We start from the raw sequence: 23734 nt of genomic DNA on the forward strand, positions 1-23734 counted from the left end.
TCACGGCTGACGCCTAAGGAGCATCATGACGAGCGCGAACAACCCGGCCGCCTCGGCCGGTCACTCAGCCCAGCAGCTCGACGCGGACGCACTGGCCGACGACTTCGTCGCGGGCTATCCGGTTCGTCCTGTCCCGGCCGACGGCCCGGTGGATTCCTCCCCCATTGCCACGACTCCTGCTGCGCTCGACGACCTCGACGGTCTCTGGCGAGCCGTTGTCCCCGAGACGCGCACTCGCGGAAACGACATCCACCTGCCGATCTCCCTGGCCTTCGCCGAGCGGCTCTGCCGCGCCTATCCCTCGGCCGACGCCGAGCTGGTTCGGGTGGCCACGCTGCTGCACGACACCGGCTGGGCACACGTCGACGAGTCCCGAATAATGTCGGAGGGCTTCACCGGCAACTGGCGAACCTCCGACATCCGGTACGAACACGAGCGAGAAGGCTGCGACGTCGCCCGCCGCGTGCTGCCCGGCCTCGGCTACTCCGACGAGTTCATCGAGCGTGTCTGCCTGATCATCGACGGGCATGACACTCGTCCGGTGGCGTATTCACTCGAGGATGCGATGATGCGCGATGCCGACCGCCTGTGGCGGTTCGACCATGCGGGAATCGCACTGGCCAGCTCCTGGTTCAAGATGGACCCCGCTATGTACACGGATCGGCTCATCTCCGAGATCCTGCCCGAGCTGATCACGCAGGCTGCCCTCGATATGGCGACCGCGGATATCGCGCGCTCCCGGGCGCTGCTGAAGACGGCGGTGCTGCGATGACTTCTCTCCACGACCAGAACTCCGTGACCAGCGCGAGCGCCTCACCGGCATCCATCGCGCGAGGCGTGCTGTCGCTGCCGTACAGCAACGTGGATGACGTGTTCGTGGATGGCGCGTGGACCCCGGCTATCGGCACCGACCGCAACCCGGTCACCGACCCGGCCACTGGCGAGGTGTGGGGATCGGTGCCCGATGGATCGGCCGAGGATATCGACGCCGCCGTGGCCTCGGCCCGCCGCGCGTTCGCCGGCGAGTGGCCGCGGCTGACGCCCACAGAGCGCGCCGGTTACCTGCTGCGGATCGCCGATGAGGTCGAGAAGCGGGCAACGGAGATCTCCCTGACCAACACTCGCGAGAACGGCTCCCCGGTAGCGGAGTCGAGTGGCGCTGCGGCGAACGCGGCGGGAATTCTGCGCTACTTCGCCAGCCTCGCCGGGTACCTCGAGCACGAGGATGTGCGCGCCTTCCCGCGAGGCGGTGGCGAGTCCATCGTGCGGCGTGACCCGGTCGGTGTCTGCGCGCTGATTGCGCCGTGGAACTTCCCGATCAACCTCGTGGTCAGCAAGCTCGCTCCGGCGCTCCTGGCCGGTTGCACCGTCGTGATCAAGCCGGCCTCGCCGACTCCGCTGTCTATCCGGTTGATCGTCGATGCGGTCGCCGCGGCGGGGGTGCCGGCCGGGGTGGTGAACCTCATCACCGGGTCGGGTCGTCTCGGTGACGTGTTGGTGCGGCATCCGGATGTCGACAAGGTCGCATTCACCGGATCGACGCCGGTCGGGCGCCGGATTGCCGCGGCGAGCGGGGAATTGCTGCGGCCGGTCACGCTTGAGCTGGGCGGCAAGTCCAGCGCAATCGTGCTGCCGGACGCCGACCTGGACGCCATGTCGTCGGTGCTCATCCGGTCGTGCATGCGCAACACCGGTCAGACCTGCTACATCTCGACGCGGATCCTCGCGCCCGCGAGCCGGTATGACGAGGTCGTCGACATGGTGACCGCCACCATCGCGGCAGGGCCGCAGGGCGATCCGCTCGACCAGGCAACTGTGTTCGGGCCGACCGCAACCGAGTCGCAGTTCCGCACCGTGTTGGACTACGTGGAGTCTGGCCGCGCAGAAGGCGCTCGGCCCACCACTGGTGGGCGCGCCGCCAGCCTGGCCGGTGGCCTGGAACGGGGTTTCTTCGTGGAGCCCACGGTGTTCGCTGACGTCGAGCCCTGGATGCGGATCTCGCGCGAGGAGATTTTCGGGCCGGTGCTCTCCGTTCTGAAGTACGCGGACGTCGATGAGGCAATCGCGCTTGCGAATAACACCGAGTTCGGTCTGGGTGGTGTGGTGTTCAGCGGGGACGAGTCTGCCGCGTTCGCGGTCGCCGACCGGATGGACACCGGATCGGTTGGAATCAACTTCTTCGCCTCGAACCACGCCGCACCGTTCGGCGGCCGCCACGACTCCGGGCTCGGCACCGAGTATGGCATCGAGGGGCTCAACGCGTACCTGACCTACAAGTCGATCCACCGCCGGAAGTAGCCAGGAGCTCGCCATGACCTCGCCGACCAGCACGCGCTACGGGCGCGACGTTCGCAGTCACATCCCTGACGGCACGACCATCGACGGATACCTATCGCTGAGCGATCGCGACGCCGCCATCTGGGAACGGGCAGCCGCATACCTGCATGTTCGCAACAACGACACCCATACGCTGTACGCGTACGGCATTGCCAGGGCGTTGCTGGCGGTGACCCCGGACGCCGACGAAGAGGTGGTTCTGTGCGCGATCCTGCTGCACGACACTGGTTGGTCCACGGTCGCCGAACACGAGATCCTCGAGGCGATCGCTCCCGGTGGAGGGCGACCCGACCTGATCCGCAAGCATGAGATCGAGGGGGCGCGGATCGCCCGCGACATCCTGCACCATCTCGACTATGACGCCGACATGATTGAGCGCGTCGTCGCAATCATCGATGGCCATGACTCGCGTTTGACCGCGCTGTCCGTCGAGGATGCCATCGTGAAGGATGCCGACAAGCTGTGGCGAGTCACCCCGCACGGGATTGCCACGGTGTGCGGCTGGTTCGGTCTGACTCGCGATGAGTCGCTACGGATTACCGCCGCGCGGGTGCAGGGCAGCCTGTTCACCGACGCCGCTCGCACAATGGGCCGGGTGCTGACCGCGATCGCGTCTCTGGACGGTGCGCCGCAGCGACAGGGTCTGACCTAAACGATCAGACCCCGCCAACGTGGGCCCACATGATCGTCGAGGCGACATGCGGGCCCACCCGGTGGGCTCAGGCGTTATGGATGCTCGTGAAGGTGTTCGTGCGCAACTCGTCGAAGCTCTTGAGGTCGGGAGACGTCCAGCCGTCGAGGTCGTACTCACTCAGGAAGCGGTCGACGAAGCTCCTCATTCCATCGGCGTTCCCGGTCGCCTCCGCGGCCCCGTATAGCTCGACACGCACACCTTCATGGTTGCCGGCGTAGTTGCGCTCGTACAGTTCGTGCCGGCCACCGAACTCGGATCCAATGCTGTCCCACAGGGCCTTCATAAGCTTCATACGGGCTTCGGCGTCGAAGCCGTTGGAGCCGCGCGCGTACTTATCGAGGTACTTGCGGATTTCCGGGTTCTTGAAGTCCGCGGAACTCGAGTTCATGTAGACGAGGGCGCTCGCGACATCCTGCTCGATGATTTCCTTGACGCGGCTGTACCCGACCTGCATGAACCATCGGTAGATCATCCCGTACTTGGTGCTCGGCAGCAGCGTTCCATTTTCCCACTCGCGGTGGTCACGGATCGCGGCGTCGGACAGACCTTCGAAGAGATGCTGCCAAGCGATGACTTCGCCGATCCGGCTCTGAACACCGCGGAAGTCCTTCGTGCCCGTCATCTCCACTGCCTTCAGCAGCAGACCGGCGATGAACTTGAGCTTGACGGCGAGGCGGATCGTCCCCTGGAACGTGAAACGCTCGAGGAAGCCCGACAGCGGCACGAAGTTCGAGATCCGATCCGCATCGCCGTATGAGAAGACGTTCTCCCACGGGATGAGCACCTTGTCGAGGATCAGGACCGTGTCGTTCTCATCGAGGCGGGAGGAGAGGGGGTAGTCGAACGGTGCGCCCATCGCCGCAGATGTGGCGGTGTACGACGGCCGGCAGATGAGTTTCATGCCGGGCGAACTCATCGGCACCGTTGCGATGAGCGCATATTCCTTCTTCTTGAACGGCATACCGTAATAGCCGATGAAGTTGAAGTGCGTCAGCGCGGAGCCCGTCGCCACCACTTTCGCGCCGCTCACGACGAGACCGGCATCGGTCTCCTTCTCGACGTGCACAAACACGTCCTCGACCTCGTCCGCCGGACGGTTCCGGTCGACGGGCGGATTCACGATGGCGTGGTTCCAGTACAGCACCTTGTTTTGCGACTCCGCATACCAGCGCTTCGCGTTGTCCTCGAACGGCGTGTAGAAGGCGGAATTGGCGCCGAGTGTACCCAGGAACGCGGCCTTGTAATCCGGGGATCGACCCATCCATCCGTACGTGATCTCGGCCCAGGCCTTGATTGCCCTCTGATCCTGCGTCATGTCCTCGACGCTTCGGGCGGCACGGAAGAACGACATTGTCCGTCCGCCGTTGCCTGTATCGGTCGGGCTGGTCAGGGCATCACGTTGTTCGGGATCGTGCAGCGCATCATAGAGACGCGCGGTCATGCGGATCGGATTATAGAACGCTGGATGCTCCGTCACATCGCGGACGCGTTCACCGTAGATGTAGATCTCGCGACCGTCTCGCAGGCTGGCGACGTACTCATCGCCAGTCATCGGGCGGTCAGCGGGCAGGTTACTCAGGACGGGGTTGTTCGAGATGCCGGTCAGGGTGGGGGTGATGGTGTCTTCGGATTCAGCGATTGACATAGTTCACTTCCTTCGGTCTCAGTGGTTATAGGTGGGATTGGTGTCACAGGGTCGAGTGCAACCCGTGCCGGATGTTCTCGGCCGTCATGGAAAACATGCCGCTGTGGAACAGGAGCGGATCGCCGTAGGTTCGAGTGAATGCCCGCACCTCACCGATGAATAGTGAGTGGTCGCCGCCGTCGTACTCGGCCCACGGGCTGCAGCGGAAGGACGCAACCGTCCCCTTGAGTGGCGCGAACGGCGAGTCAGCGTCGACCGCCTCCCACGGGATCTCGTGAGGCTCGAACCGGGATCGACCCGCGAAGTGCCAGGCGAGCGACTCCTGATTGTGCGCGAGTACGTTGACGACGAAGGGTCGACCCGCGAGACGGGTACAGAGGTTACTGCGGCGGTCGAGCGAGACGAGTACGAGTGGCGGATTCATCGACACGGAGGTGAAGGCGTTGACGGTGGCGCCGTAGGCAACGCCGTCAATCTTCGTCGTCACGATCGTCACGCCCGTCGCGAAGCCGCCGAGGGCGCTCCGATACTCGGTGGGATCGAGGGTGTCCTGAGTGGTCATGGTGTCTCCTCGGAGAGCCCATGACTCAGCAGCTCCGCGTAGGCGGGGAACGGATCCTCGGAAAGCACCATGACGACTCCTTTGTTGTCTGGACCGATCCCCCACCCATCGTCACATCCACGGCCGAGAGGAGGCGGCAGCACTCATCTAAGGTCGCCCAACAGAAAGAGCGCAAGGATTTCTTCCGCTGGGCGGAAACGAGTTCTCGTACCTCGGCATCTGTCTGGTCCACCGATTTTGGATCCTCGGCTCTTAAAGCAGGCGCCGCCGCGAAGGCTACCGGCCTCTGACGCTGCGCGCAGTCATGAAACGAGGGGCCTGCGCCGAATGCGCAGGCCCCTCTTTCCACGTCCCCGATTAGGACGGGTTCGGCATCAGGGTGTACTTGGTCTCGAGGTACTCGTGGATGCCCTCGGACCCGCCCTCTCGCCCGACTCCGGACTGCTTCACGCCGCCGAACGGTGCCGCGGCGTTGGAGACCACGCCAACGTTCAGGCCCATCATGCCGGTGTCGATTTGGTCGATCATGCGCTGGCCGCGCTTGAAGTCCTCGGTGAACACGTAGCCGACAAGCCCGTACTCGGAATCGTTCGCGATGCGCACCGCCTCGGCCTCGTCGGCGAACCGGATGATCGACACCACAGGGGCGAAGATCTCCTCGACCTTGATCGCCATCCCATCCGTCACCCGATCGAGCACGGTTGGTTCGAAGAAGCTGCCGGCGCCCTCGATCGCGGACCCACCGGCCAACAGGACTGCGCCCTTCGCCACGGCGTCGTCGACCAGCCGCTGCGTGTTGGCAACGGCCTTGTGATCGATGAGCGGGCCGATCGTCACGCCGTCGTCGGTGCCGCGGCCCACCGTCATCGAGCGAACCCGCTCCGCGAGTCGAGCCGCGAACTCGTCGGCGATGCTCTCCTGCACGATAAACCTGTTCGCCGCGGTGCACGCCTGCCCGATGTTTCGGAACTTCGCGGCCAGGGCGCCCTCCACCGCCGCGTCGAGGTTGGCGTCGTCGAAGACGATGAAGGGGGCGTTGCCGCCGAGCTCCATCGAGGTGCGCAGCACGTTCGGCGCGGCCTGCTTCAGCAACGCGACCCCCACCGGAGTGGATCCGGTGAAGCTCACCTTGCGGAGCCGCGGGTCGGCGAGCAACGTCTCGGACAGCTGCGCGGTGGATGTCGTGGTGATCAGGTTCACGACACCCTTCGGCAGGCCGGCTTCCTCGAGCAACGCGACGAGAGCGAGGGTCGTCAGCGGCGTGAGCGTCGCCGGCTTGATCACCACCGTGCAGCCGGCCGCGAGAGCCGGACCGAGCTTGCGGGTGGCCATCGCGAGGGGGAAGTTCCACGGGGTGATCAGATACACCGGACCGACCGGGCGCTGGGTGACAATCATCGTCCCGGTGCCCTCGGGGGTCGGCCCGTAGCGACCGCTGATTCGCACCGCCTCCTCGCTGAACCAGCGCAGGAACTCGCCGCCGTAGGCGACCTCTCCACGCGCTTCGGCCAGCGGCTTACCCATCTCCAGGGTCATCAGCAACGCGAACTGCTCTGTGCGCTGCTGCAGCAGGTCGAATGCGCGGCGCAGCATTTCGCCGCGCACTCGGGCGGGAGTGCGCGCCCAGTCCGCCTGTGCTGCGGCCGCGGCATCCAGCGCCCGCACACCATCAGCGATCGAGGCATCCGCCACCGTTGCGATCCGACGTCCGGTCGACGGGTCAAGAACGTCGATCGTGGCGCTGCCCTCAGCCTCAACCCATTCCCCTCCGATGAACAGGCGGTCTGGGATGCCGACGAGCACCTCGGCCTCGTCAAGGGCAGGATTCATCACGATAGTCATTGCAGCCAGGTCTCCTCAGTGTGCGGCGAGCACGTTGGCGACGAATCTGAGGGCTCCCAAGGTTCGTCGAAAGATCAGGTAGGGCAAAGGAAACAGATTGGAACGGTCGAGCGACGACCCGCGTGACTAGTTAGCCGATCGCGCGCAGTCTCGGCGCGAGGTCGCTGCGGAACAGGTCGAGGAACCGCTTCTGGTCGTGGCCGGGCGAGTGGAACACCAGGTGGTTCAGGCCCGCGTCCAGGTACGGCTGGATCTGCTCCAACGCCTGGTCGGGGTCGGATGCCACGATCCAGCGTTTCGCGATCTGCTCGATCGGCAGCGCATCGGCCGCCGCCTCCATCTCGATCGGGTCCTCGATCGAGTGCTTCTGCTCGGCGCTGAGCGACAACGGAGCCCAGAAGCGGGTGTTCTCCAGCGCGGCATCCGGATCGGTGTCGTAGGAGATCTTGATCTCGATCATCCGGTCGAGGTCCTCGAAGTTGCGGCCCGCCTTCGCGGCGCCTTCCGCGACCGCGGGCAGCAGCTGCTCAGTGTACAGCTCCATGCCCTTACCCGAGGTGCAGATGAAGCCGTCACCGGCCCGCCCGGCGTAGCGCGCCACCACCGGGCCGCCGGCGGCGATGTAGATCGGGATGCCGCCCTCCGGCACGTCGTAGATCGAGGCGCCCTTGGTCGAGTAGTACTCGCCCTCGAAGTCGACCCGGTCACCGGTCCACAGTTGCCGCATCAGGTCCACCGACTCCCGCAGCCGCCCGAGGCGCTCCTTGAACTCCGGCCACTCACCGCGGAACCCGGTCGCGATCTCGTTCAACGCCTCCCCGGTGCCCACCCCGAGGATGATGCGGCCGGGGTAGAGACAGCCCATGGTCGCGAACGCCTGCGCCACCACCGCCGGGTTGTAGCGGAACGTCGGGGTCATCACCGAGGTGCCGATCTGCACCTGCTTGGTGCGCTCGCCGACCGCGGTCATCCAGGCCAGCGAGAACGGAGCGTGCCCGCCCTTGTGCCGCCACGGCTGGAAGTGGTCGCTGGCGGTGACGCTGTCAAAGCCGTACTCCTCCGCCATCACCCCGAGCTCGACCAGCTCACGCGGCGCGAACTGCTCAGCAGACGCCTTCAATCCCAGTTTCAGCATGGTGCCTTCTTTCTTGTAGCCGCGTGCCGCGCGGTAATCAATACTGGCGTGCGAGCCTTGATCAGCGTGCCGTGACCTTGCCGGTGAGCTTCGCGATTGGGGCGAGCACCAGGGGTCTGGCTGCGATCCAGCCGCCGACGATGATCAGCAGCGAGACGAAGAAGATCCAGAACCCGGCCCAGTTGACCACGTCGGTGCCGCCGTACATGTGGTTCAGGTTCCGCAGCGCTCCGGTGGCGAACACCAGGGCGACGTGAATGATGATGAACGCCACGAAGTAGAGCATCACCGGGAAGTGGATCGCGCGCGCCCATTCGACTGGGTAGATCCGGTTCAGTGTCTTGGCGTTCTTCGGCCACATGCCCGACATCCGCACCCCGGTGATGGCCGCCAGCGGGGCTGCGACGAAGACGGTGAGGAAGTACATGATCTGTTGCAGGCTGTTGTAGTTCACCCAGCCGTTCTCGGTCGGCCAGTTCAGCGACGCGTACTGCAGCATCGCCGAGAGGGCGTTGGGGAAGACCTCCCAGCTGGTCGGCACGATTCGCATCCAGTGCCCGCTGGCGAACAGCAACGCGACGAAGATGACGCCGTTGAGCAGCCACAGGATGTCGAGCGACTGGTGGAACCACAGTCCCAGGCTGATCTTGCCCTTGCCGTCCTTGGACCATCGCGGTGTCCAGTACGCGCCCGGTCGTTTCTCGGTGCGCACCTGCAGCCCGGAACGGATGATCAGCACCATCAGGAACACGTTGAAGAAGTGCTGCCACTGCACCCACGCCGGGAACCCGGGGGTCGCCGTCTCGGGCAGGTGGTATTCGCCGGGGAATGCGGTGAGGAAGTCCTGCGTGACCGGCAGGGCCCGGATCCAGGCGGCGGCGACCACCGCGACCATCGCCGCGAACATCAGCGCGAAGCCGCCGATGACCGCGAAACCCAGCAACTGGCCGCGGGTGTAGGCGCCGAACCGTCCGGGCTTCTGGGCGGGCACCGACGCCGGACGGGGGCGGGCCGGCGGCACGGGACGAGCCGGCGTGGTCGGGCGTGCCAGCGGTGCGCGCACCGGCCGTCCCGCAGTAGCGACGGGGGCGGGAACGGATGCCGCGGCTGCGGGGGCGGGTGCGGTTGCCGCGGCTGCGGGTGCGGGCGCGGTTGCCGCGACCGCGGGCGCGATCTCGTCCGGTGCCGCCGGTGCTACCTGTGCCGCCGGTGCCACGCGGGCGGGCGCGAACCCGGCCGGCGGCCACGGCTCGCCGTCCTTCACCCGCGGCAAGCCGCGACGGAGCGGACGATCGGAAGCCGCGGCAACCGGAATCCCCGCGGCCGGTCTTGCGGGAACAACCGGAACCTCCGCGGCAACCGGAGCCTGCGCGGCGACCGCAGCCTGCGCCGCCGTGGTCGGACCCGCATCCGGAGTCGACATGGGAGACGCCACCGGCACCGCGGCGACGGATGCCGCCACCGTGCCTGCTGGCGGCCATGGCTCGCCGCCCGGAACCCGCGGCAATCCGCGACGGATCGACTGCAAGCCCCTGGCCGGTGCGGCGGGCGCAACCGGCTCCGCCACGATCGGCGTTACCGTGGCCGGCGCCATCTCGCTGGGACCGGTCGCCGCTTCTGGAGTCGGCGCCGGCACGGTCACAGCGGCATCCGCCACCATCTCCCGCGGCTGCTCCGGGGCGACCGCGATGAGCTCAGCGACCGGCGCGTCGCCGGCGGGCGGCCAGGGTTCACCGCCGGGCCACCGCGGGAGGCCTTGGCGTATCGACCGCACATACGTTGCCATTGTCCGCTACTTCTTCTTCGCGTCGAGTGCAGCGATCAGCTGCGGTACGACAGTGAACAGGTCGCCGACGACACCGAAGTCCGCGATCTCGAAGATCGGGGCATCGGCATCCTTGTTGATCGCGACGATCGTCTTCGAGGTCTGCATGCCCGCACGGTGCTGGATCGCCCCGGAGATCCCGAGCGCCACGTACAGCTGCGGCGCCACCGAGACGCCGGTCTGGCCGACCTGGTGCGACTGCGGGATGTACCCGGCGTCGACCGCCGCACGGGACGCACCGATGGCCGCGCCCAGGGTGTCCGCGAGCTGCTCGACAAGCACGAACTTCTCCTCGGAGCCCAAGCCCCGCCCACCGGAGACAACCTTGGCCGCTCCGCGCAGCTCGGGCCGGCTCGAGGCCTCGACCACCGGGTCGAACGACACGATGCTCGCCGCGGGCTTGCCCGATGCGGTCACCGACAGCATCTGAACGGTGGGGGTGCGCGCCTCGGCGCGGGCGTCGATCGAACCCTGCCGCACCGTGATCACCGGGGCACCCCAGGTCACCGCGGAGTCGACGTTGTACGCACCGCCATACACCGAGTGCTGGGCGACGATGCCCTCCGCATCCCGCGAGACACCGATCGCGTCGACTGCCAGGCCGGATCGGGTGCGGGCGGCGAACCGGCCCGCGACATCCCGTCCCGCGATCGAGTTCGAAATCAGCACCGCGTCAGGGCGCACCGCGTCCACGGCGGCGACAAGCGCATCGACCACCGGCACCGTCAGGCTTCCCGGGTCAGCGGTCTCGGCGACGACCACGTTCGCGGCGCCCAGGGCACCCGCGGCCTCCGCCGCGGCAGCCCCTTCACCGGGTGCGGTCACCACCAGCGCCACCGGGGTGCCAACCAGGGCGGCCGCGCCGATCAGGCCCGCCGCGCTGCCCGCCAACCCGCCGGACGGCGTGAGCTCGATCAGGACAAGAATGGACTCTGCTGCGTAATCAGTCATGACTGCGCTCCTCACACCAATCGGTTCTGCACGAGGAACTCGGCGAGCTTCTCGCCCGCATCGCCCTCGTCGACAATCTTCACGCCCGCATCACGGGCCGGCTTCTCCGCGATCGCGATCACGATCGACCGCGCCGACTCCGGATCATCCGGATCCACGTCCAGGTCGGCGAGGGACAGCGTCTCGAACGGCTTCTTCTTCGCCGCCATGATCCCCTTGAAGTTCGGGAACCGCGCATCCGGCAGCGCCTCCGTGATCGACACCAGTGCCGGCAGCGGCGCGCTCACCTGCATCGTGCCATCATCCGTCGCGCGCACCCCGGTCACCGCGTCCGCGGCAATCTCGATCGAGGTCAGCGACGTCGCCTGTGGCACCCCGAGCAGCTCCGCGACCATCGCCGGAAGCACCCCACCCGTGCCATCCGTGGACAGGTTTCCCGCGATCACGAGGTCGAACCCGGTGCGCTGAATCGCCGCGGCGAGCACCTGCGCGGTCAGCCCCAGGTCCGCCCCGCGAAGCGCCTCGTCGGCCACCTGCACCGCCGATGTCGCACCCATCGCGAGTCCCTTGCGCACCGTCGCCGCGGCGCTCTCCGGCGCCATCGACAGCACAACAATCTCGGTGTCGGCGTTCTTGTCCGCGAACGAGAGCGCCACCTCCAGCGAGCGCTCCCCGATCTCGTCGAGCACCACCTCGCCAGCCCCGCGATCCGCGAGCCCTGTCTCCAGGTCGAGCTTGCGGTCCCCGTACGTGTCGGGGACCTCTTTAACCAGCACGATGATCTTCATTGACATCTCCTTACGCCGCCGTGTTTCCAGGGGCGACTGTTGCAACGTACTCATTCGGTGTATCTAAAACTCTGAGGTCTCTCGACCGCTCGCCTACCGCACGCGGTCGGCCAGCGTGGCGCGTCACCGTCCGTCCCGCCTGCCCCGGTCGGCTACCGTTGAGCGACGAGGAGGAGCGCATGGCACGACGCACACCGCTGCAGGTTGACCCGATCGCCGAGGCGAAACGCCAGTGGGCCGAGCATGGCTGGGCGGATGCCGCATCCGGCATGTCAGCGGTGACATCGATCATGCGTGCCCAGCAGATCATGCTGGGCAGAGTGGAGCGCACCCTCAAACCATTCGGGCTCTCGTTTGCCCGATATGAGTTGCTGCGGCTGCTCGCGTTCACGAGGGAGGGGCGGATGCCGATGGCCAGCGCCATCGCGCGGTTGCAGGTGCACCCCACGAGCGTGACCAACACCGTCGACCGACTCGTCCGCGACGGGCTCGTGCTCCGCGAGCCGCACCCGCAGGACGGGCGTGCCGCGCTCGTGTCGCTGACAGCCGCGGGACGCGAGGTCGTCGAAGCGGCGACGGATGCCCTGAACAGAGACGTCTTCGCCGAGCCGGGACTGACCGAGACCGACACCGTCGACCTCGTGCGCATTGTGGCTCGACTGCGGCGTGACGCGGGCGACTTCGAGGAGCCCCGCCCGATGCCCGATCCGCTCTGAGAAATCACAGCACACTCTCCTTAGCCGTGCGTGAAGTTCGGTGCACGCTTTTCACGGAAGGCCGCCATTCCCTCAGTCTGGTCCTCAAGGGCGAAGACAGCGGCAAAAGCCTGCCGTTCGAAGCGGAGCCCCTCAGCGAGCGCCGTCTCTTCGGCCGCGTGCAGGGCGTCCTTGGCCGCATAGACGACCGGCAGCGACTTGGACGCGATCGTCTCGGCCACTTTCTGAGCCTCGTCCAGCAGATCGGCCGCAGGCACGATCCGCGAGACCAGGCCCGCGCGCTCAGCCTCCTCGGCCCCCATGATCCGCCCGGTCAGCACGAGTTCGGCTGCCTTGTACTTGCCGACCACACGCGGCAGCCGCTGGGTGCCGCCGATGCCCGGGATGACGCCGAGGTTGATCTCCGGCTGCCCGAACTTCGCGGTGTCGGCCGCGAGGATGATGTCGCACATCATCGCGAGTTCGTTTCCACCGCCCAGGGCGTACCCGGCGACGGCGGCAATCACCGGAGTGCGCAGACGACCGAAGCCTCCCCAGCCCGCGAACGGATCGTTGAGGTACATGTCGGCGTAGCCCATCTCCGCCATCTCTTTGATGTCGGCCCCGGCCGCGAACGCCTTCTCCGAGCCGGTGATCACGATCGCGCCGATCGCGGGGTCGACGTCGAAGGCTTGCCCTGCTGCCACGATCTCGCGGATCAGGGTCGAGTTCAGCGCGTTGAGCGCCTCGGGGCGATTGAGCGTGATCCAGCCGACGCGACCGCGGGTCTCGACCAGGATTGCTTCGTAGTGAGTCATAGAGCTGTCCTTATGAGATTGGTGAAGAAAAGTTGGGGTGGATGCGCTAGAGGCGCTCGATGATCGTGGCATTGGCCAAACCGCCGCCCTCGCACATCGTCTGCAGCCCGTACCGGCCGCCGGTCGCTTCCAAGTGGGTCAGGAGAGTGCCGAGCAGCCTCGTTCCCGAGGATCCGAGCGCGTGGCCGAGGGCGATCGCGCCGCCCCACGGGTTCAGCTTTGCCGGGTCCGCGTCGAACTCGTGAGCCCACGCCAGCGGCACGGACGCGAACGCCTCGTTGACCTCGTACGCGTCGAGATCGTCGAAGCTGAGCCCGGATCGCTCCAGGATGCGACGGGTCGCGGGGATCGGACCGGTGAGCATGTAGAGCGGGTCGTCGCCCACAACGGCAAAACTGTGGAAGCGCGCGCGGGGGGTGAGCCCGAGTTCGGCAGCCTTCGCCTCACTCATGATGAGCGCGGCGGATGACCCGTCCGTGAGCGGCGACGAGTTGCCGGGCGTGATCGACCAGCCGATTTGCGGGAATCGGGCGACGACTTGCTCGTCATAAAACGACGGCTGCAGCCCGCTGAGGCCTTCGGCGGTCGTCGCGGAGCGGATGGTCTCGTCCCTGCGGAGTCCATGCCGTTCTCCGTCGGCACCGGTCACGTCGACCTCGATCAGCGCAGAGTCGAACCAGCCGGAGTCCGCCGCGAGCGCGGCTCTCCGGTGCGACTCTGCCGCGAAGGCGTCCAGTCGGTCGCGGTCAAAGCCCCACTTCGCCGCGATCAGCTCCGCTGAGATGCCCTGGTTGACCAGGCCCTCCGGGTATCGCTCGCCCAGGCGAGACGAGGAAGACCCGCCCCGGGAAGAGCTGCCGAGCGGCACGCGACTCATCGACTCGACGCCACCGGCGATCACGATGTCATAGGCGCCCGCGATCACGCCCTGTGCCGCAAAATGGGCGGCCTGCTGGCTCGATCCGCACTGGCGATCGATCGTGGTGGCGGGGACGGTCTCGTCGAACCCGGCCGCAAGGGTTGCCTGGCGCGCGATGTTCATGCTCTGGTCGCCGACCTGACTGACCGTCCCCCAGATCACATCGTCGATCTGCCGGGACTCCAGGCCGTTGCGCTCGAGCACCGAGGACAGCACGGTCGCGGCGAGGTCGACCGGGTGCACGCCGGATAGTGCGCCTCCGGGCTTGCCTCGTCCGCTGGCGGTGCGGACGACATCCACGATGACTGCGCTGGTCATGCTGCGCCCTCCCGAACCATGCTGCTCGACAACTGGTCGGGCGCCGGAGTGCTCTGCGCGCGCACCGTGTTGATGATTCCCGAGAAGTCCTGCCCTGCGCCGGCGCCGGCCGCGAACTCCTTGTAGATCTCGTGCGCCATCAGACCCAGCTTGGCGTCGACACCGGTCAGGTCGATCGCCTGCTCGGCAAGGCCCAGGTCTTTCGACATGAGCGTGCCCGCGAAGCCGGGCTGGTAGTCGCGGTTTGCCGGGCTGGTCGGCACGGGTCCCGGGACGGGGCAGTTCGTCGTGAGCGCCCAGGACTGGCCGGACGCGTTGGATGCCACGTCGAACAGGGCCTGGTGGGTGAGCCCGAGACGCTCGCCGAGCACGAAGGCTTCGGCGACCGCGATCTGCGAGATGCCCAGGATCATGTTGTTGCAGATCTTCGCTGCTTGGCCGAGTCCGGCGCCCCCGCAGTGCACGATGCGGCGGCCCATGGTCTCCAGCAGCGGCAGCGCCTCTGCGAAGTCAGCGTCGCCTCCGCCGACCATGAATGCGAGCGTGGCGTTCTCTGCTCCCACGACGCCTCCCGATACCGGGGCGTCCAGGCTACGGTGACCCGCTGCCTCCGCGAGGGCATGCGCGGCACGGGCCTCGTCGACCGCGATCGTCGAGGAATCAACGAACAGGGTTCCGGGCGCCGCGACGGCAAGCAGGCCCGGTTCGGTTTCCGTTCCCCGATAGGCGTCGATCACGTGTCGGCCGCTGGGGAACATCGTGAACACGACGCCTCCCGAGCCCACGGACCGGACGGCATCCTGACCCGACGCCACCACCTCAATACCGGCGGCAGCGGCGGCCTCCAGCGCGGCGGGCATCATGTCGAAGCCGATCACGCGGTGCCCGGCCTTCACCAGGTTTGCGGCCATGGGGCCGCCCATGTGACCGAGTCCGAGGAATGCGATCGTTGTCATGCTGTCTCCTTCGACGGTGCGAAATCGGGGATGGTGAGGTCGCCGGCGGCCGGCTCGGCGAAGAACCGGGCCACGGCGTCAGCTGTGACGTCCGCGAGAGAGGCGGGAGTCCACTGCGGGTTGCGGTCCTTGTCGACCAGCTGGGCGCGGACCCCCTCGGCGAAGTCGGGTGCCGCCAGCGCGTGCGTTGAGACCCGGAACTCATTGACGAGCGCCTCCTCCAGATCGCCGAAGTCGCGCGCCCGGCGGAGTGACTCACGTGTGACGGCGAGCGCGAGCGGGGACTTCGCCTGGATGCCGTCGGCGAGGTCGTCGGCACCGGCCTCGCGGAGCGCGGCAAGGATCTCGCCGACAGTGTCGAGCCCGAACGCCTGATCGATGGCCGGAGTTTGTGCGGCGAGGGGAGCCTCACCCGGATGCTGCGCGAGAGCAGCAATCGCCGAATCGGGATCCTCCGTCTCGAGGGCCATGAGCAAAGCAGAGATCTGGTCGCTCGGCACGAAGTGGTCGGAGAATCCGACGTAGATCGCGTCGGCAGCGCCGATGGACTCGGCGGTCAGGCCGAGACGGCTCCCCACCTGGCCCGGCGCTCGAGACAGCAGCCAGCTGGCCCCGACATCCGGAACGAAGCCGATGGTGACTTCGGGGAAGCCGATGCGTGATCGCTCCGTCACGACGCGATGCGACGCGTGCGCGGAGATGCCGATGCCGCCGCCGAGCACGAGTCCGTCCTGGATCGCGACAATCGGTTTCGAATAGCGCGCAATGAGCGCATTCATGCGGTACTCGTCGCGCCAGAATTCGGCGGCGGCCGAGCCGTCACCCTCGGTCGCGTCGCGATAGAGGCTCACGACGTCTCCGCCGGCACAGAGTCCGCGCTCTCCCGCGCCGACGATGGCGATGGTCAGGACACTGTCGTCGCCCCGCCAGTGGTTCAGCGCGTCGGTGACGGCGCGCACCATTCCGTGGGTCAGCGCGTTGATCGCGCGTGGTCGGTTCAGGGTGAGGATGCCGAGGCGGCCGGAACGGCCAACCAGGACCTCTGCGTCGTCAGTCATCGGATGTGCTCCAGCAGGCTGCGCCCGACGATGACCTTCATGATCTCGTTCGTCCCTTCCAGGATCTGGTGCACCCGCAGGTCACGGACCACACGCTCGATGCCGTACTCCTGCAGGTAGCCGTATCCGCCGTGCAATTGCAGGGCGGCGTTGGCCACCTCAAACGCGGCATCCGTCGCGAATCGCTTCGCGAGTGCGCAGGCGACGGCCACGTCGGAATCTCCGTCGTCCATCATCGAGGCAGCCCGCTGCAGCAGCGCCCTGGCCGCCTGCAGGTTGGTCTCCATATCGGCGAGCGTGAACACGACGGACTGGTTCGCGGACAGGGGCGCACCGAAGGCGTGGCGCTCCTGCACGTAACGCGCGGCGCGGTCCAACGCCCACTGGGCACCGCCCAGGGAGCAGGCACCCATGTTCACGCGCCCGCCGTTGAGGCCCTTCATGGCGATGCCGAAGCCGTCGCCCTCTTCGCCGAGCCGGTTCGAGACGGGAACCCGCACATCGTCGAAGATGACCTGTCGCGTGGGCTGCGCGTTCCAGCCCATCTTCTTCTCGTTGGGTCCGAAGCTGAGCCCCTCGGCGCCGGCGGGGACGACGATCGCACTGATCCCGCGGGGACCGTCCGCCCCTGTTCGAGCCATCACGATGTAGACCGCGGACGAACCCGCACCCGAGATGAACTGCTTAGTGCCGTTGATCACATACTCGTCGCCCTCACGCCGTGCCGACGTGGTGATCGCGGCGGCGTCGGAGCCCGCACCCGGCTCGGTGAGGCAGTAGCTGCCGAGGTCGGCCATGGTCACGAGAGACGGAACCCACCGGTGCCGCTGCTCGTCGTTGCCGAAGGTATCGATCATCCACGCCACCATGTTGTGGATCGAGATGTACGCCGCGACCGTCGTGTCGCCCTTGGCGAGTTCCTCGAAGATCGCGACCGCGTCAAGCCGCGAGAGGCCGGAGCCCCCGACATCCTCCTTGACGTAGATGCCGCCAAGGCCGAGCTCGCCGGCGTTGCGGAGAGTATCTACCGGGAAGAACTTCTCGGCATCCCGCTCGGCGGCATACGGCGCCAGCTCGCTCTCGGCGAAGTCGCGTACCGCTTCTACGAGCGCCGCCTGCTCCTCAGTCTGGGTAGTGAACATCGTGGTTCCTCAGTGCATCGTCGGGATGACGAAGCTGGTGCCGTCCTTGATGCCGGAGGGCCAGCGGGACGTCACCGTCTTGGTCTTTGTGTAGAACCGGAACGAGTCGGGACCGTGCTGGTTGAGGTCGCCGAAGCCAGACTTCTTCCAGCCGCCGAACGTGTGGTACGCGATGGGCACCGGAATAGGCACGTTGACACCGACCATTCCCGTGTTGACGCGGGCGCTGAAGTCGCGCGCGGTGTCGCCGTCGCGCGTATAGATGGAGACACCGTTTCCGTACTTGTGCTCGGACGGCAGGCGCAGTGCCTCTTCGTACGTGTCGACGCGAGTGATGATGAGCACCGGCCCGAAGACCTCTTCCTGGTAGATGCTCATGTCGGTGGTGACGTTGTCGAAGAGGGTCGGGCCGAGGTAGAAGCCGTTCTCGTATCCTTCGACCACGTGGCCGCGGCCGTCGGCGAGCAGCTCGGCGCCTTCGTCGATTCCGGCCTGAATGGCGGCCGACACTCGGGTGACGGCGTCGGCGTTGATCAGGGGTCCGTAGTCGGCGTTCTCGTCGTGGGAGTGGCCGATCTTCAGGCCCTTGACCCGCTCGGCGAGCTTCGCGGCGAGCGCGTCGCCCGTCTCTTTGCCCACGGGAACCGCCACAGAAATGGCCATGCAGCGTTCTCCGGCCGAGCCGTAGCCAGCGCCGATCAGGGCATCGGCCACCTGGTCGAGGTCGGCATCCGGCATCACGATCATGTGGTTCTTCGCGCCGCCGAAGCACTGGGCGCGCTTGCCATGGGCAGCGGCCGTCTCGTAGATGTACTGGGCGATCGGGGTCGAGCCGACGAAGCCGATCGCCTTGACGCGGTCGTCGGTGAGCAACACGTCGACGGCCGTCTTGTCGCCGTTGACGACATTGAGCACTCCGGCGGGCAAGCCGGCCTCAAGGAAGAGCTCGGCGATCCGCAGCGGCACGGAAGGGTCGCGCTCGGACGGCTTGAGGATGAAGGAGTTGCCTGCCGCGAGGGCCGGACCCATCTTCCACAGCGGAATCATGGCCGGGAAGTTGAAGGGGGTGATGCCCGCGACGACACCGAGCGGCTGGCGCATCGAGTACACGTCAATTCCGGTGCCTGCGCTAGTGGTGTACTCGCCCTTGAGCAGGTGGGGTCCGCCGGCGGCGAACTCGATGACCTCGATGCCGCGTTGGATGTCGCCCTTCGCGTCGGCGATGGTCTTGCCGTGTTCGGATGAGAGCAGTCGGGCGAGGGAGTCCATGTCGCGGTCGACGAGCTGAAGGAACTTCAGTAGCACGCGGGCGCGGCGCTGCGGGTTCCAGGCACCCCACTCGAGCTGTGCCTCCTCGGCGTTGGCGATTGCGGCCCCAACCTCTGCCGCGCTCGCGAGCGGGACGGTGGCCTGCACCTCACCGGTGCTGGGGTCGTAGACGTCACTGAATCGCCCGGACGTTCCGGCGACGTGGCGGCCACCAACGAAGTGGGTGAGTTCGCGGGTCTTGGTTTCTGTCAGCTGGGTGGTCATGGTGTCCTTTCGCGGTGCACGTTCTCAAAATTATATTTGGACCTGCAAGTAATTACTAGGTACCGCAAGTAGTTTTTGGTTCGTCAGGATGCGCGGGCGAGGAAGGCCGCGCGAAGGCGCTGGGAGTCCAGCGTCGAGGCGAGCTGCGCGATGGTGTCGCGCTCATCGTCAAGGTGTTCGCGGTAGCCAGGCAGCCAACTGGCGGCCAGCAGCCGCTTGGATGCAGCTCGGGCGGCGGGCGGCATGCCGGCTACCTTTTCCGCGGCGCGCACCGCCGTGGCTCCGACTTGCTCGGTCGGCTCGACGGCGTTGACGACGCCCCAGTCGCGTGCCGTTGCGGCATCGAGGGGCCGTCCGAACATCGCGAATTCGGTCGCCCTCATAGAGCCGACGATTCGTGGGAGCAGGTAGGACGAACCGCAGTCGGGGCTGAGCCCGACCTTCGAATAGGCACTGACAAAGGTCGCGGTCTCGGCCGCCACGACGTAGTCGGAGTTCAGCACGATGCCGAACCCGCCACCGGCGGCAGCACCGTGCACAGCGCTGATGACGACGGTGTCGGATGCGGCGAGCGTGAGCATGGCCTCGTGCACCGTTCCGGCTAGTTCACGCACATAGTCCGCGGGCGATTCGGCAGCGGACATCGCCGCGACGTCGCCGCCCCCGCAGAAGAGGGCGCCGCGGGCGTCGATGAGGATGACGGCGCACGTGTCGTCGGCGCTCAACGACCGCGCACTGTCACGCAATGCCCGGGCGAGCTCGAGATCGAGCGCGTTCCCGGCGTCCGGCCGGTTGAGGGTCAAGCGGGCGATCGGACCGTCCCGTTCGGAGAGGAGCACGCTCATTGCGGGGCCATCCGCAGCGCCGCGTCCATGCGGATCGTCTCACCGTTGAGGTAGTCGTGGGCGACGATCATCGTCACGAGATCGGCGTACTCGTCCGGCCGCGCCAGCCGCGCGGGGAATGGTACCGTCCGTGCCAGCGATGCTCCGACTTCTTCGCCGAGGGATGTCAGCATGGGGGTTGCCACGATGCCGGGAGCGATGGTGTTCACCCGGATCCCCGACCGGGCCAGGTCACGGGCGGCGGCGATCGTGAGACTCACCACGCCACCCTTCGAGGCGGCATACGCGGCCTGCCCGATCTGCCCCTCATAGGCCGCGACCGACGCAGTGTTGATGATCACGCCGCGCTGCCCGTCACCGTCGGCATCCTGCGCGGCCATCAGCTCGGCGCTCAAGCGCAGCACGTTGAAGGTGCCCACCAGGTTGACCTCGATCGTACGGCGGAACACGTCCAGGTCATGCACGCCACGCGACGACAGGATGCGCACCGCCGGTGCGATACCGGCACAGTTGACCACCAGGCGCAGGTCGTGCCCGCTCTCGCGGACCGCCGCCAGAGCAGCCTCCACGTCCGACGGGCTCGTCACATCGGCGGCGAGGTACCGCACGCCCTCGATCGCCGGAGCCTTTTCCACGCCGGCGGCGAGGTCGAGACCGAACACCTGCGCGCCGTCGGCGGCCAGACGCGCGGCCGTGGCCGCGCCCAGTCCGGATGCGGCGCCGGTCACTAGTGCGGCTGCGTTGCGGATCTCCATCTGCTGTCTCTCTCTTCGTCTCGGGGTGTCAGACTGCGACCTTGACCTGGCTGGCCAGTCGATTCACGATTACGTCCTCGGCATCCGCGACCACCGATTCGATGACCTCGCGGGCGCTCAGCACCTCGTGGATGAGGCCCTGAGACTGTCCCGCCCACCACACGCCGCCCTCCATGTCGCCGCCGGCGAGCACTCGCTCGCGACCGCGCACGCCCGACGCCAGGTGTGCGATGTCTTCGAAGGTGGCACCGGGCCGACTCGAGATCTCGAGGATCTCCTCGGAGATCGAGTTGCGCGCGACGCGGGCGGAGTTCTTGAACATTCGGAAGATCAGCACCGTGTCGCGCTCGTTGTTCGCGACGATCTGTCGCTTGACGTTCTCGTGCACGGGAGCCTCGTGGGTAGCCACGAATCGCGTGCCCATGTTGATGCCCTGGGCCCCCAGTGCCATGGCTGCCGCAAGGCCCTGCCCGTTGGCGAAACCGCCGGATGCGATCACCGGGATCGTCAGCTGCCGCGTGGCGGCAGGGATGAGGATCAGGCCGGGGACGTCTTCCTCGCCCGGATGCCCGGCGCACTCGAATCCGTCGATGCTGATCGCGTCGACGCCGAGAGACTCGGCCTTCAGCGCATGACGCACCGCGACTGCCTTGTGGATCACCTTGACACCGGCAGCCTTGAAGTCCGCCATGTGCGGCTCGGGGCTGCTGCCCGCGGTCTCCACGACCTTGACACCGCTCTCGATGATCGCCTGGCGATATTCGTCGTACGGCACGGGCCGAATCGTCGGCAAAATCGTGAGGTTGACACCGAACGGCTTGTCGGTGAGATCTTTCGTGCGCTGGATCTCCCGGACGAGGTCCTCAGGCGTGGGCTGAGTGAGGGCGGTCAGGAAGCCGAGGGCTCCGGCTTCGGCGACCGCACCGATCAGCTGCGCCGTCCCGACACCGGTCATGCCACCGCAGGTGATCGGGTGTTCGATACCGAAGATGCGGGTGAAGTCATTGTCAATCATTGGAAGGCCTCCTGCGCCGTCAAGACTTGATGAGGTGGGGGAACTTCGCGTCGACTCCGCCGTCGACGATCAGGTTCTGTCCGGTCACATAGGCACTCGCCGCCGCGGTGAAGAACATCAAGGCGCCGGCAATGTCGGGCGTCTCGCCGAACCGCCCCATCGGAACGCTCGCTTCCTGCGCCGCGATGAACTTCGGATCGGCGAACAAGCTGTCCTGGGTTCGCGGGGTGAGGATTACGCCGGGAGCAACCGCGTTGACCCGGATGCCTTTCGGCGCGAGTTCGACGGCGGCCGAACGGACGAGGGCGATGAGGGCAGCTTTCGCCGCACCGTAGGCGCTGTGACTCTGTGCGCCGCGCACACCGGATACCGAGCTCACGAACGCAAACGTGCCGCCGCCGGTCATCTTGGGCGTGAACGCCTCCAAGACGTGGAGTGCCTGCACGTAGTTCAGCGCGAACATTCGCTCGCGTACGTCCGCAGGTGTCTGGTCGACCGGGTGCCAGGCGGCCATGCCGACGACGTCGATCACCCCGTCGACTTCCCCGAGCTCCTGTGAAACGCGATCGGCGAGCGCGAGTACGGCATCGCGGTCGGTGACGTCGACCGCGGCATACCCGCCGCCCACGATCTCGGCGGTCGCTTTCGCGCGTGCTTCGTCGAGGTCCACGGCAAATACGGATGCGCCGAGTTGCTGTGCCGCGATTGCCGACTCGCGACCCATGCCGAGACCGGCCCCGAGCACCACGATACGTCGGCCATCCAGGCGGAACCGATCCGAGTAGACGCTTTGATCACCAGACAACTTCGTCCTCCATCCAGGCGGATTTCATCCGCGACAAGTCCACTCTATCCTATCAATCCTCTATAGGATGCACTAGATGGACAGATAGCTCGATGGCTACCGTTCAGGGGTTATCGGCGAGGGCCATTTTCCACCGATACTGCGGGTCACCCGCCGTGCGGCGCCGAGTGCAGTCTCGCCGATCTCGCGAAGCCGGGCCCCACGGATACCGGTCAACCCGGTGAGAGTCATCGCGAAGGCCACTGTGCCTTCCGCGTCGAAGACGGGCACTGCCAGGTTCGCGACATCGTAAACATCGTCCGGCTGGATCCCTTCGGAGATGTAGTCCGCGCCCTGCCGCGGGATCGCCTCCAGGAGCCGACGACGGATCCCCTCGCGATCCAGTTCGGTGAGCTCGTCGACGAGCGCAATGACCTCTTCGGCAGGCTCGTTCGCCAGACCCACGACATAGCCGTCCTCGCGCACTCGCTCCAGCGACGCAAAGATTCGCTCGCGCAGGAGAACCGCAGACTCATCTTCGCCCGGCTGGCCGAGCCAGCGGTCGATTTCTGCCCTCGATGACCACGCAACGAACACCTGGCCGAACGGGGGCAGCATCGGGATCCGCTGCCCCACCCACGCCTCCCGTGACTTTGCACCGGGATGACCCTCGATCGCGACGAACAGGATCTCACCGGAGGTGGCCACGGTGCCGACGCACTCGTTGCCGAGATTGGCGAGTTCGCGCATCTCATCTGCCGCAGCTTCAATCGCTGGGTGTTGCAGCGCCGCAGCATGCCCGAGCGCCACACCCGCCGGGCCGAGCGTGTACGTCTTGCGCCGCGGATGCCGCGTCACATAGCCGGCGTCGGACAGAGCGAGAAGAAGGGCAGAGAGGGATGCCGCGTTCACATCGAGGGCGTCGCAGAGGTCCGAGAGTGTGAACGAGACGCCAGGGTGCGCAGTCAGATAGTTCAGGGTGGACATCGCTCTCACGACCGCAGGAGCTGGCTTCATCGACACGCCACTGAGCGTACCGGCACCTCGACCCGCAAGATCGCAGCCGTGGATCGAGTTGGTACGGTGGTCCGGATCCCGCTAGCGCGGATCGATCTGA

The 23734-nt window shown here is 66.8% G+C and carries 22 protein-coding genes; 4 read left to right on the forward strand and 18 right to left on the reverse strand.

Annotated elements, in window-relative coordinates; genetic code table 11:
• Window positions 1–25 precede the first annotated feature (25 nt).
• Genes HCT51_RS15355 through HCT51_RS15365 form a run of 3 tightly spaced genes read left to right on the forward strand, consistent with a single transcriptional unit; the run spans window position 26 to window position 2989 of the window.
• The gene (locus HCT51_RS15355; protein ID WP_166875518.1) at window positions 26–772 is read left to right on the forward strand and encodes an HD domain-containing protein; all 747 of its coding nucleotides are present in this window, start codon (window positions 26–28) and stop codon (window positions 770–772) included.
• Window positions 769–2298 (forward strand): aldehyde dehydrogenase family protein, encoded by a 1530-nt coding sequence (locus tag HCT51_RS15360; RefSeq protein WP_166875515.1) that lies wholly within the window; start codon window positions 769–771, stop codon window positions 2296–2298. Before HCT51_RS15355 ends, HCT51_RS15360 begins: the two co-directional genes overlap by 4 nt.
• A gap of 13 nt (window positions 2299–2311) precedes the next feature.
• Window positions 2312–2989, forward strand: coding sequence for an HD domain-containing protein (locus HCT51_RS15365; protein WP_166875513.1), 678 nt, complete (start codon window positions 2312–2314; stop codon window positions 2987–2989).
• A 67-nt stretch (window positions 2990–3056) separates the two neighbouring features.
• Here the strand turns inward: HCT51_RS15365 and HCT51_RS15370 are convergent, their stop codons facing one another.
• The 7 genes from HCT51_RS15370 to HCT51_RS15400 form a co-directional block, all read right to left on the reverse strand.
• A complete protein-coding gene (locus HCT51_RS15370; RefSeq protein ID WP_224760530.1) occupies window positions 3057–4583 on the reverse strand; it encodes a 4-hydroxyphenylacetate 3-hydroxylase family protein in 1527 nt (508 codons plus the stop codon).
• Between the two features lie 136 nt (window positions 4584–4719).
• On the reverse strand, window positions 4720–5238 hold the full coding sequence (locus tag HCT51_RS15375) for a flavin reductase family protein (RefSeq protein WP_166875506.1): 519 nt from the start codon (window positions 5236–5238) through the stop codon (window positions 4720–4722).
• A gap of 357 nt (window positions 5239–5595) precedes the next feature.
• Entirely contained in the window at window positions 5596–7080 is a 1485-nt protein-coding gene (locus HCT51_RS15380) for an NAD-dependent succinate-semialdehyde dehydrogenase (RefSeq protein WP_224760531.1), read from the reverse strand.
• Window positions 7081–7210: 130 nt separating this feature from the next.
• Window positions 7211–8215, reverse strand: coding sequence for a glucose-6-phosphate dehydrogenase (coenzyme-F420) (gene fgd, locus HCT51_RS15385; RefSeq protein ID WP_166875503.1), 1005 nt, complete (start codon window positions 8213–8215; stop codon window positions 7211–7213).
• A gap of 61 nt (window positions 8216–8276) precedes the next feature.
• The gene (locus tag HCT51_RS15390; RefSeq protein ID WP_166875500.1) at window positions 8277–10001 is read right to left on the reverse strand and encodes a cytochrome b/b6 domain-containing protein; all 1725 of its coding nucleotides are present in this window, start codon (window positions 9999–10001) and stop codon (window positions 8277–8279) included.
• Between the two features lie 6 nt (window positions 10002–10007).
• A complete protein-coding gene (locus tag HCT51_RS15395) occupies window positions 10008–10991 on the reverse strand; it encodes an electron transfer flavoprotein subunit alpha/FixB family protein (RefSeq protein WP_166875497.1) in 984 nt (327 codons plus the stop codon).
• Window positions 10992–11002: 11 nt separating this feature from the next.
• A complete protein-coding gene (locus HCT51_RS15400) occupies window positions 11003–11779 on the reverse strand; it encodes an electron transfer flavoprotein subunit beta/FixA family protein (protein WP_166875493.1) in 777 nt (258 codons plus the stop codon).
• A gap of 179 nt (window positions 11780–11958) precedes the next feature.
• On the opposite strand from HCT51_RS15400, the gene HCT51_RS15405 reads away from it, so the two are divergent.
• Window positions 11959–12495, forward strand: coding sequence for a MarR family winged helix-turn-helix transcriptional regulator (locus tag HCT51_RS15405; protein ID WP_166875490.1), 537 nt, complete (start codon window positions 11959–11961; stop codon window positions 12493–12495).
• Between the two features lie 20 nt (window positions 12496–12515).
• On the opposite strand, the gene HCT51_RS15410 is transcribed toward HCT51_RS15405, so the two are convergent.
• The 11 genes from HCT51_RS15410 to HCT51_RS15460 form a co-directional block, all read right to left on the reverse strand.
• Window positions 12516–13292, reverse strand: a complete 777-nt coding sequence (locus HCT51_RS15410) for an enoyl-CoA hydratase (protein ID WP_166875487.1) — start codon at window positions 13290–13292, stop codon at window positions 12516–12518.
• Window positions 13293–13338: 46 nt separating this feature from the next.
• Window positions 13339–14529, reverse strand: coding sequence for a thiolase family protein (locus tag HCT51_RS15415; RefSeq protein ID WP_166875484.1), 1191 nt, complete (start codon window positions 14527–14529; stop codon window positions 13339–13341).
• Window positions 14526–15485 (reverse strand): 3-hydroxyisobutyrate dehydrogenase, encoded by a 960-nt coding sequence (gene mmsB / locus HCT51_RS15420; RefSeq protein WP_166875480.1) that lies wholly within the window; start codon window positions 15483–15485, stop codon window positions 14526–14528. The genes HCT51_RS15415 and mmsB overlap by 4 nt, the downstream gene beginning before the upstream one ends.
• The gene (locus HCT51_RS15425; protein ID WP_166875477.1) at window positions 15482–16543 is read right to left on the reverse strand and encodes an enoyl-CoA hydratase/isomerase family protein; all 1062 of its coding nucleotides are present in this window, start codon (window positions 16541–16543) and stop codon (window positions 15482–15484) included. The genes mmsB and HCT51_RS15425 overlap by 4 nt, the downstream gene beginning before the upstream one ends.
• A complete protein-coding gene (locus HCT51_RS15430) occupies window positions 16540–17685 on the reverse strand; it encodes an acyl-CoA dehydrogenase family protein (protein ID WP_166875472.1) in 1146 nt (381 codons plus the stop codon). The genes HCT51_RS15425 and HCT51_RS15430 overlap by 4 nt, the downstream gene beginning before the upstream one ends.
• A gap of 9 nt (window positions 17686–17694) precedes the next feature.
• Window positions 17695–19218 carry a CoA-acylating methylmalonate-semialdehyde dehydrogenase gene (locus tag HCT51_RS15435; RefSeq protein WP_166875468.1) on the reverse strand — a complete coding sequence of 508 codons (1524 nt, stop codon included), beginning with the start codon at window positions 19216–19218 and terminating at the stop codon, window positions 17695–17697.
• A gap of 83 nt (window positions 19219–19301) precedes the next feature.
• Window positions 19302–20063 carry an enoyl-CoA hydratase/isomerase family protein gene (locus HCT51_RS15440; RefSeq protein ID WP_166875464.1) on the reverse strand — a complete coding sequence of 254 codons (762 nt, stop codon included), beginning with the start codon at window positions 20061–20063 and terminating at the stop codon, window positions 19302–19304.
• The gene (locus HCT51_RS15445; protein WP_166875458.1) at window positions 20060–20818 is read right to left on the reverse strand and encodes an SDR family NAD(P)-dependent oxidoreductase; all 759 of its coding nucleotides are present in this window, start codon (window positions 20816–20818) and stop codon (window positions 20060–20062) included. The genes HCT51_RS15440 and HCT51_RS15445 overlap by 4 nt, the downstream gene beginning before the upstream one ends.
• Window positions 20819–20846: 28 nt before the next feature.
• Entirely contained in the window at window positions 20847–21833 is a 987-nt protein-coding gene (locus HCT51_RS15450) for an NAD(P)H-dependent flavin oxidoreductase (RefSeq protein WP_166875453.1), read from the reverse strand.
• Between the two features lie 19 nt (window positions 21834–21852).
• On the reverse strand, window positions 21853–22638 hold the full coding sequence (locus tag HCT51_RS15455; RefSeq protein WP_166875449.1) for an SDR family NAD(P)-dependent oxidoreductase: 786 nt from the start codon (window positions 22636–22638) through the stop codon (window positions 21853–21855).
• A 96-nt stretch (window positions 22639–22734) separates the two neighbouring features.
• Window positions 22735–23634, reverse strand: coding sequence for a helix-turn-helix domain-containing protein (locus HCT51_RS15460; protein WP_224760787.1), 900 nt, complete (start codon window positions 23632–23634; stop codon window positions 22735–22737).
• Window positions 23635–23734 lie beyond the last annotated feature (100 nt).

The organism is Salinibacterium sp. ZJ450 (assembly GCF_011751885.2).
Classification (GTDB): Bacteria; Actinomycetota; Actinomycetes; order Actinomycetales; family Microbacteriaceae; genus Ruicaihuangia.

Bases quoted from the DNA above. Each gene is read 5' to 3' on its own strand.
- HCT51_RS15370 (WP_224760530.1), bottom strand. From the start codon at position 4,583: ATGACTGGCGATGAGTACGTCGCCAGCCTGCGAGACGGTCGCGAGATC.
- HCT51_RS15425 (WP_166875477.1), bottom strand. From the start codon at position 16,543: ATGACTGACGACGCAGAGGTCCTGGTTGGCCGTTCCGGCCGCCTCGGC.
- HCT51_RS15400 (WP_166875493.1), bottom strand. From the start codon at position 11,779: ATGAAGATCATCGTGCTGGTTAAAGAGGTCCCCGACACGTACGGGGAC.
- fgd (WP_166875503.1), bottom strand. From the start codon at position 8,215: ATGCTGAAACTGGGATTGAAGGCGTCTGCTGAGCAGTTCGCGCCGCGT.
- HCT51_RS15410 (WP_166875487.1), bottom strand. From the start codon at position 13,292: ATGACTCACTACGAAGCAATCCTGGTCGAGACCCGCGGTCGCGTCGGC.
- HCT51_RS15450 (WP_166875453.1), bottom strand. From the start codon at position 21,833: ATGATTGACAATGACTTCACCCGCATCTTCGGTATCGAACACCCGATC.
- HCT51_RS15375 (WP_166875506.1), bottom strand. From the start codon at position 5,238: ATGACCACTCAGGACACCCTCGATCCCACCGAGTATCGGAGCGCCCTC.
- HCT51_RS15405 (WP_166875490.1), top strand. From the start codon at position 11,959: ATGGCACGACGCACACCGCTGCAGGTTGACCCGATCGCCGAGGCGAAA.
- HCT51_RS15355 (WP_166875518.1), top strand. From the start codon at position 26: ATGACGAGCGCGAACAACCCGGCCGCCTCGGCCGGTCACTCAGCCCAG.
- HCT51_RS15415 (WP_166875484.1), bottom strand. From the start codon at position 14,529: ATGACCAGCGCAGTCATCGTGGATGTCGTCCGCACCGCCAGCGGACGA.
- HCT51_RS15360 (WP_166875515.1), top strand. From the start codon at position 769: ATGACTTCTCTCCACGACCAGAACTCCGTGACCAGCGCGAGCGCCTCA.
- HCT51_RS15380 (WP_224760531.1), bottom strand. From the start codon at position 7,080: ATGACTATCGTGATGAATCCTGCCCTTGACGAGGCCGAGGTGCTCGTC.
- HCT51_RS15460 (WP_224760787.1), bottom strand. From the start codon at position 23,634: ATGAAGCCAGCTCCTGCGGTCGTGAGAGCGATGTCCACCCTGAACTAT.
- HCT51_RS15430 (WP_166875472.1), bottom strand. From the start codon at position 17,685: ATGTTCACTACCCAGACTGAGGAGCAGGCGGCGCTCGTAGAAGCGGTA.
- HCT51_RS15445 (WP_166875458.1), bottom strand. From the start codon at position 20,818: ATGGAGATCCGCAACGCAGCCGCACTAGTGACCGGCGCCGCATCCGGA.
- HCT51_RS15365 (WP_166875513.1), top strand. From the start codon at position 2,312: ATGACCTCGCCGACCAGCACGCGCTACGGGCGCGACGTTCGCAGTCAC.
- HCT51_RS15390 (WP_166875500.1), bottom strand. From the start codon at position 10,001: ATGGCAACGTATGTGCGGTCGATACGCCAAGGCCTCCCGCGGTGGCCC.
- HCT51_RS15440 (WP_166875464.1), bottom strand. From the start codon at position 20,063: ATGAGCGTGCTCCTCTCCGAACGGGACGGTCCGATCGCCCGCTTGACC.
- HCT51_RS15435 (WP_166875468.1), bottom strand. From the start codon at position 19,218: ATGACCACCCAGCTGACAGAAACCAAGACCCGCGAACTCACCCACTTC.
- HCT51_RS15395 (WP_166875497.1), bottom strand. From the start codon at position 10,991: ATGACTGATTACGCAGCAGAGTCCATTCTTGTCCTGATCGAGCTCACG.
- mmsB (WP_166875480.1), bottom strand. From the start codon at position 15,485: ATGACAACGATCGCATTCCTCGGACTCGGTCACATGGGCGGCCCCATG.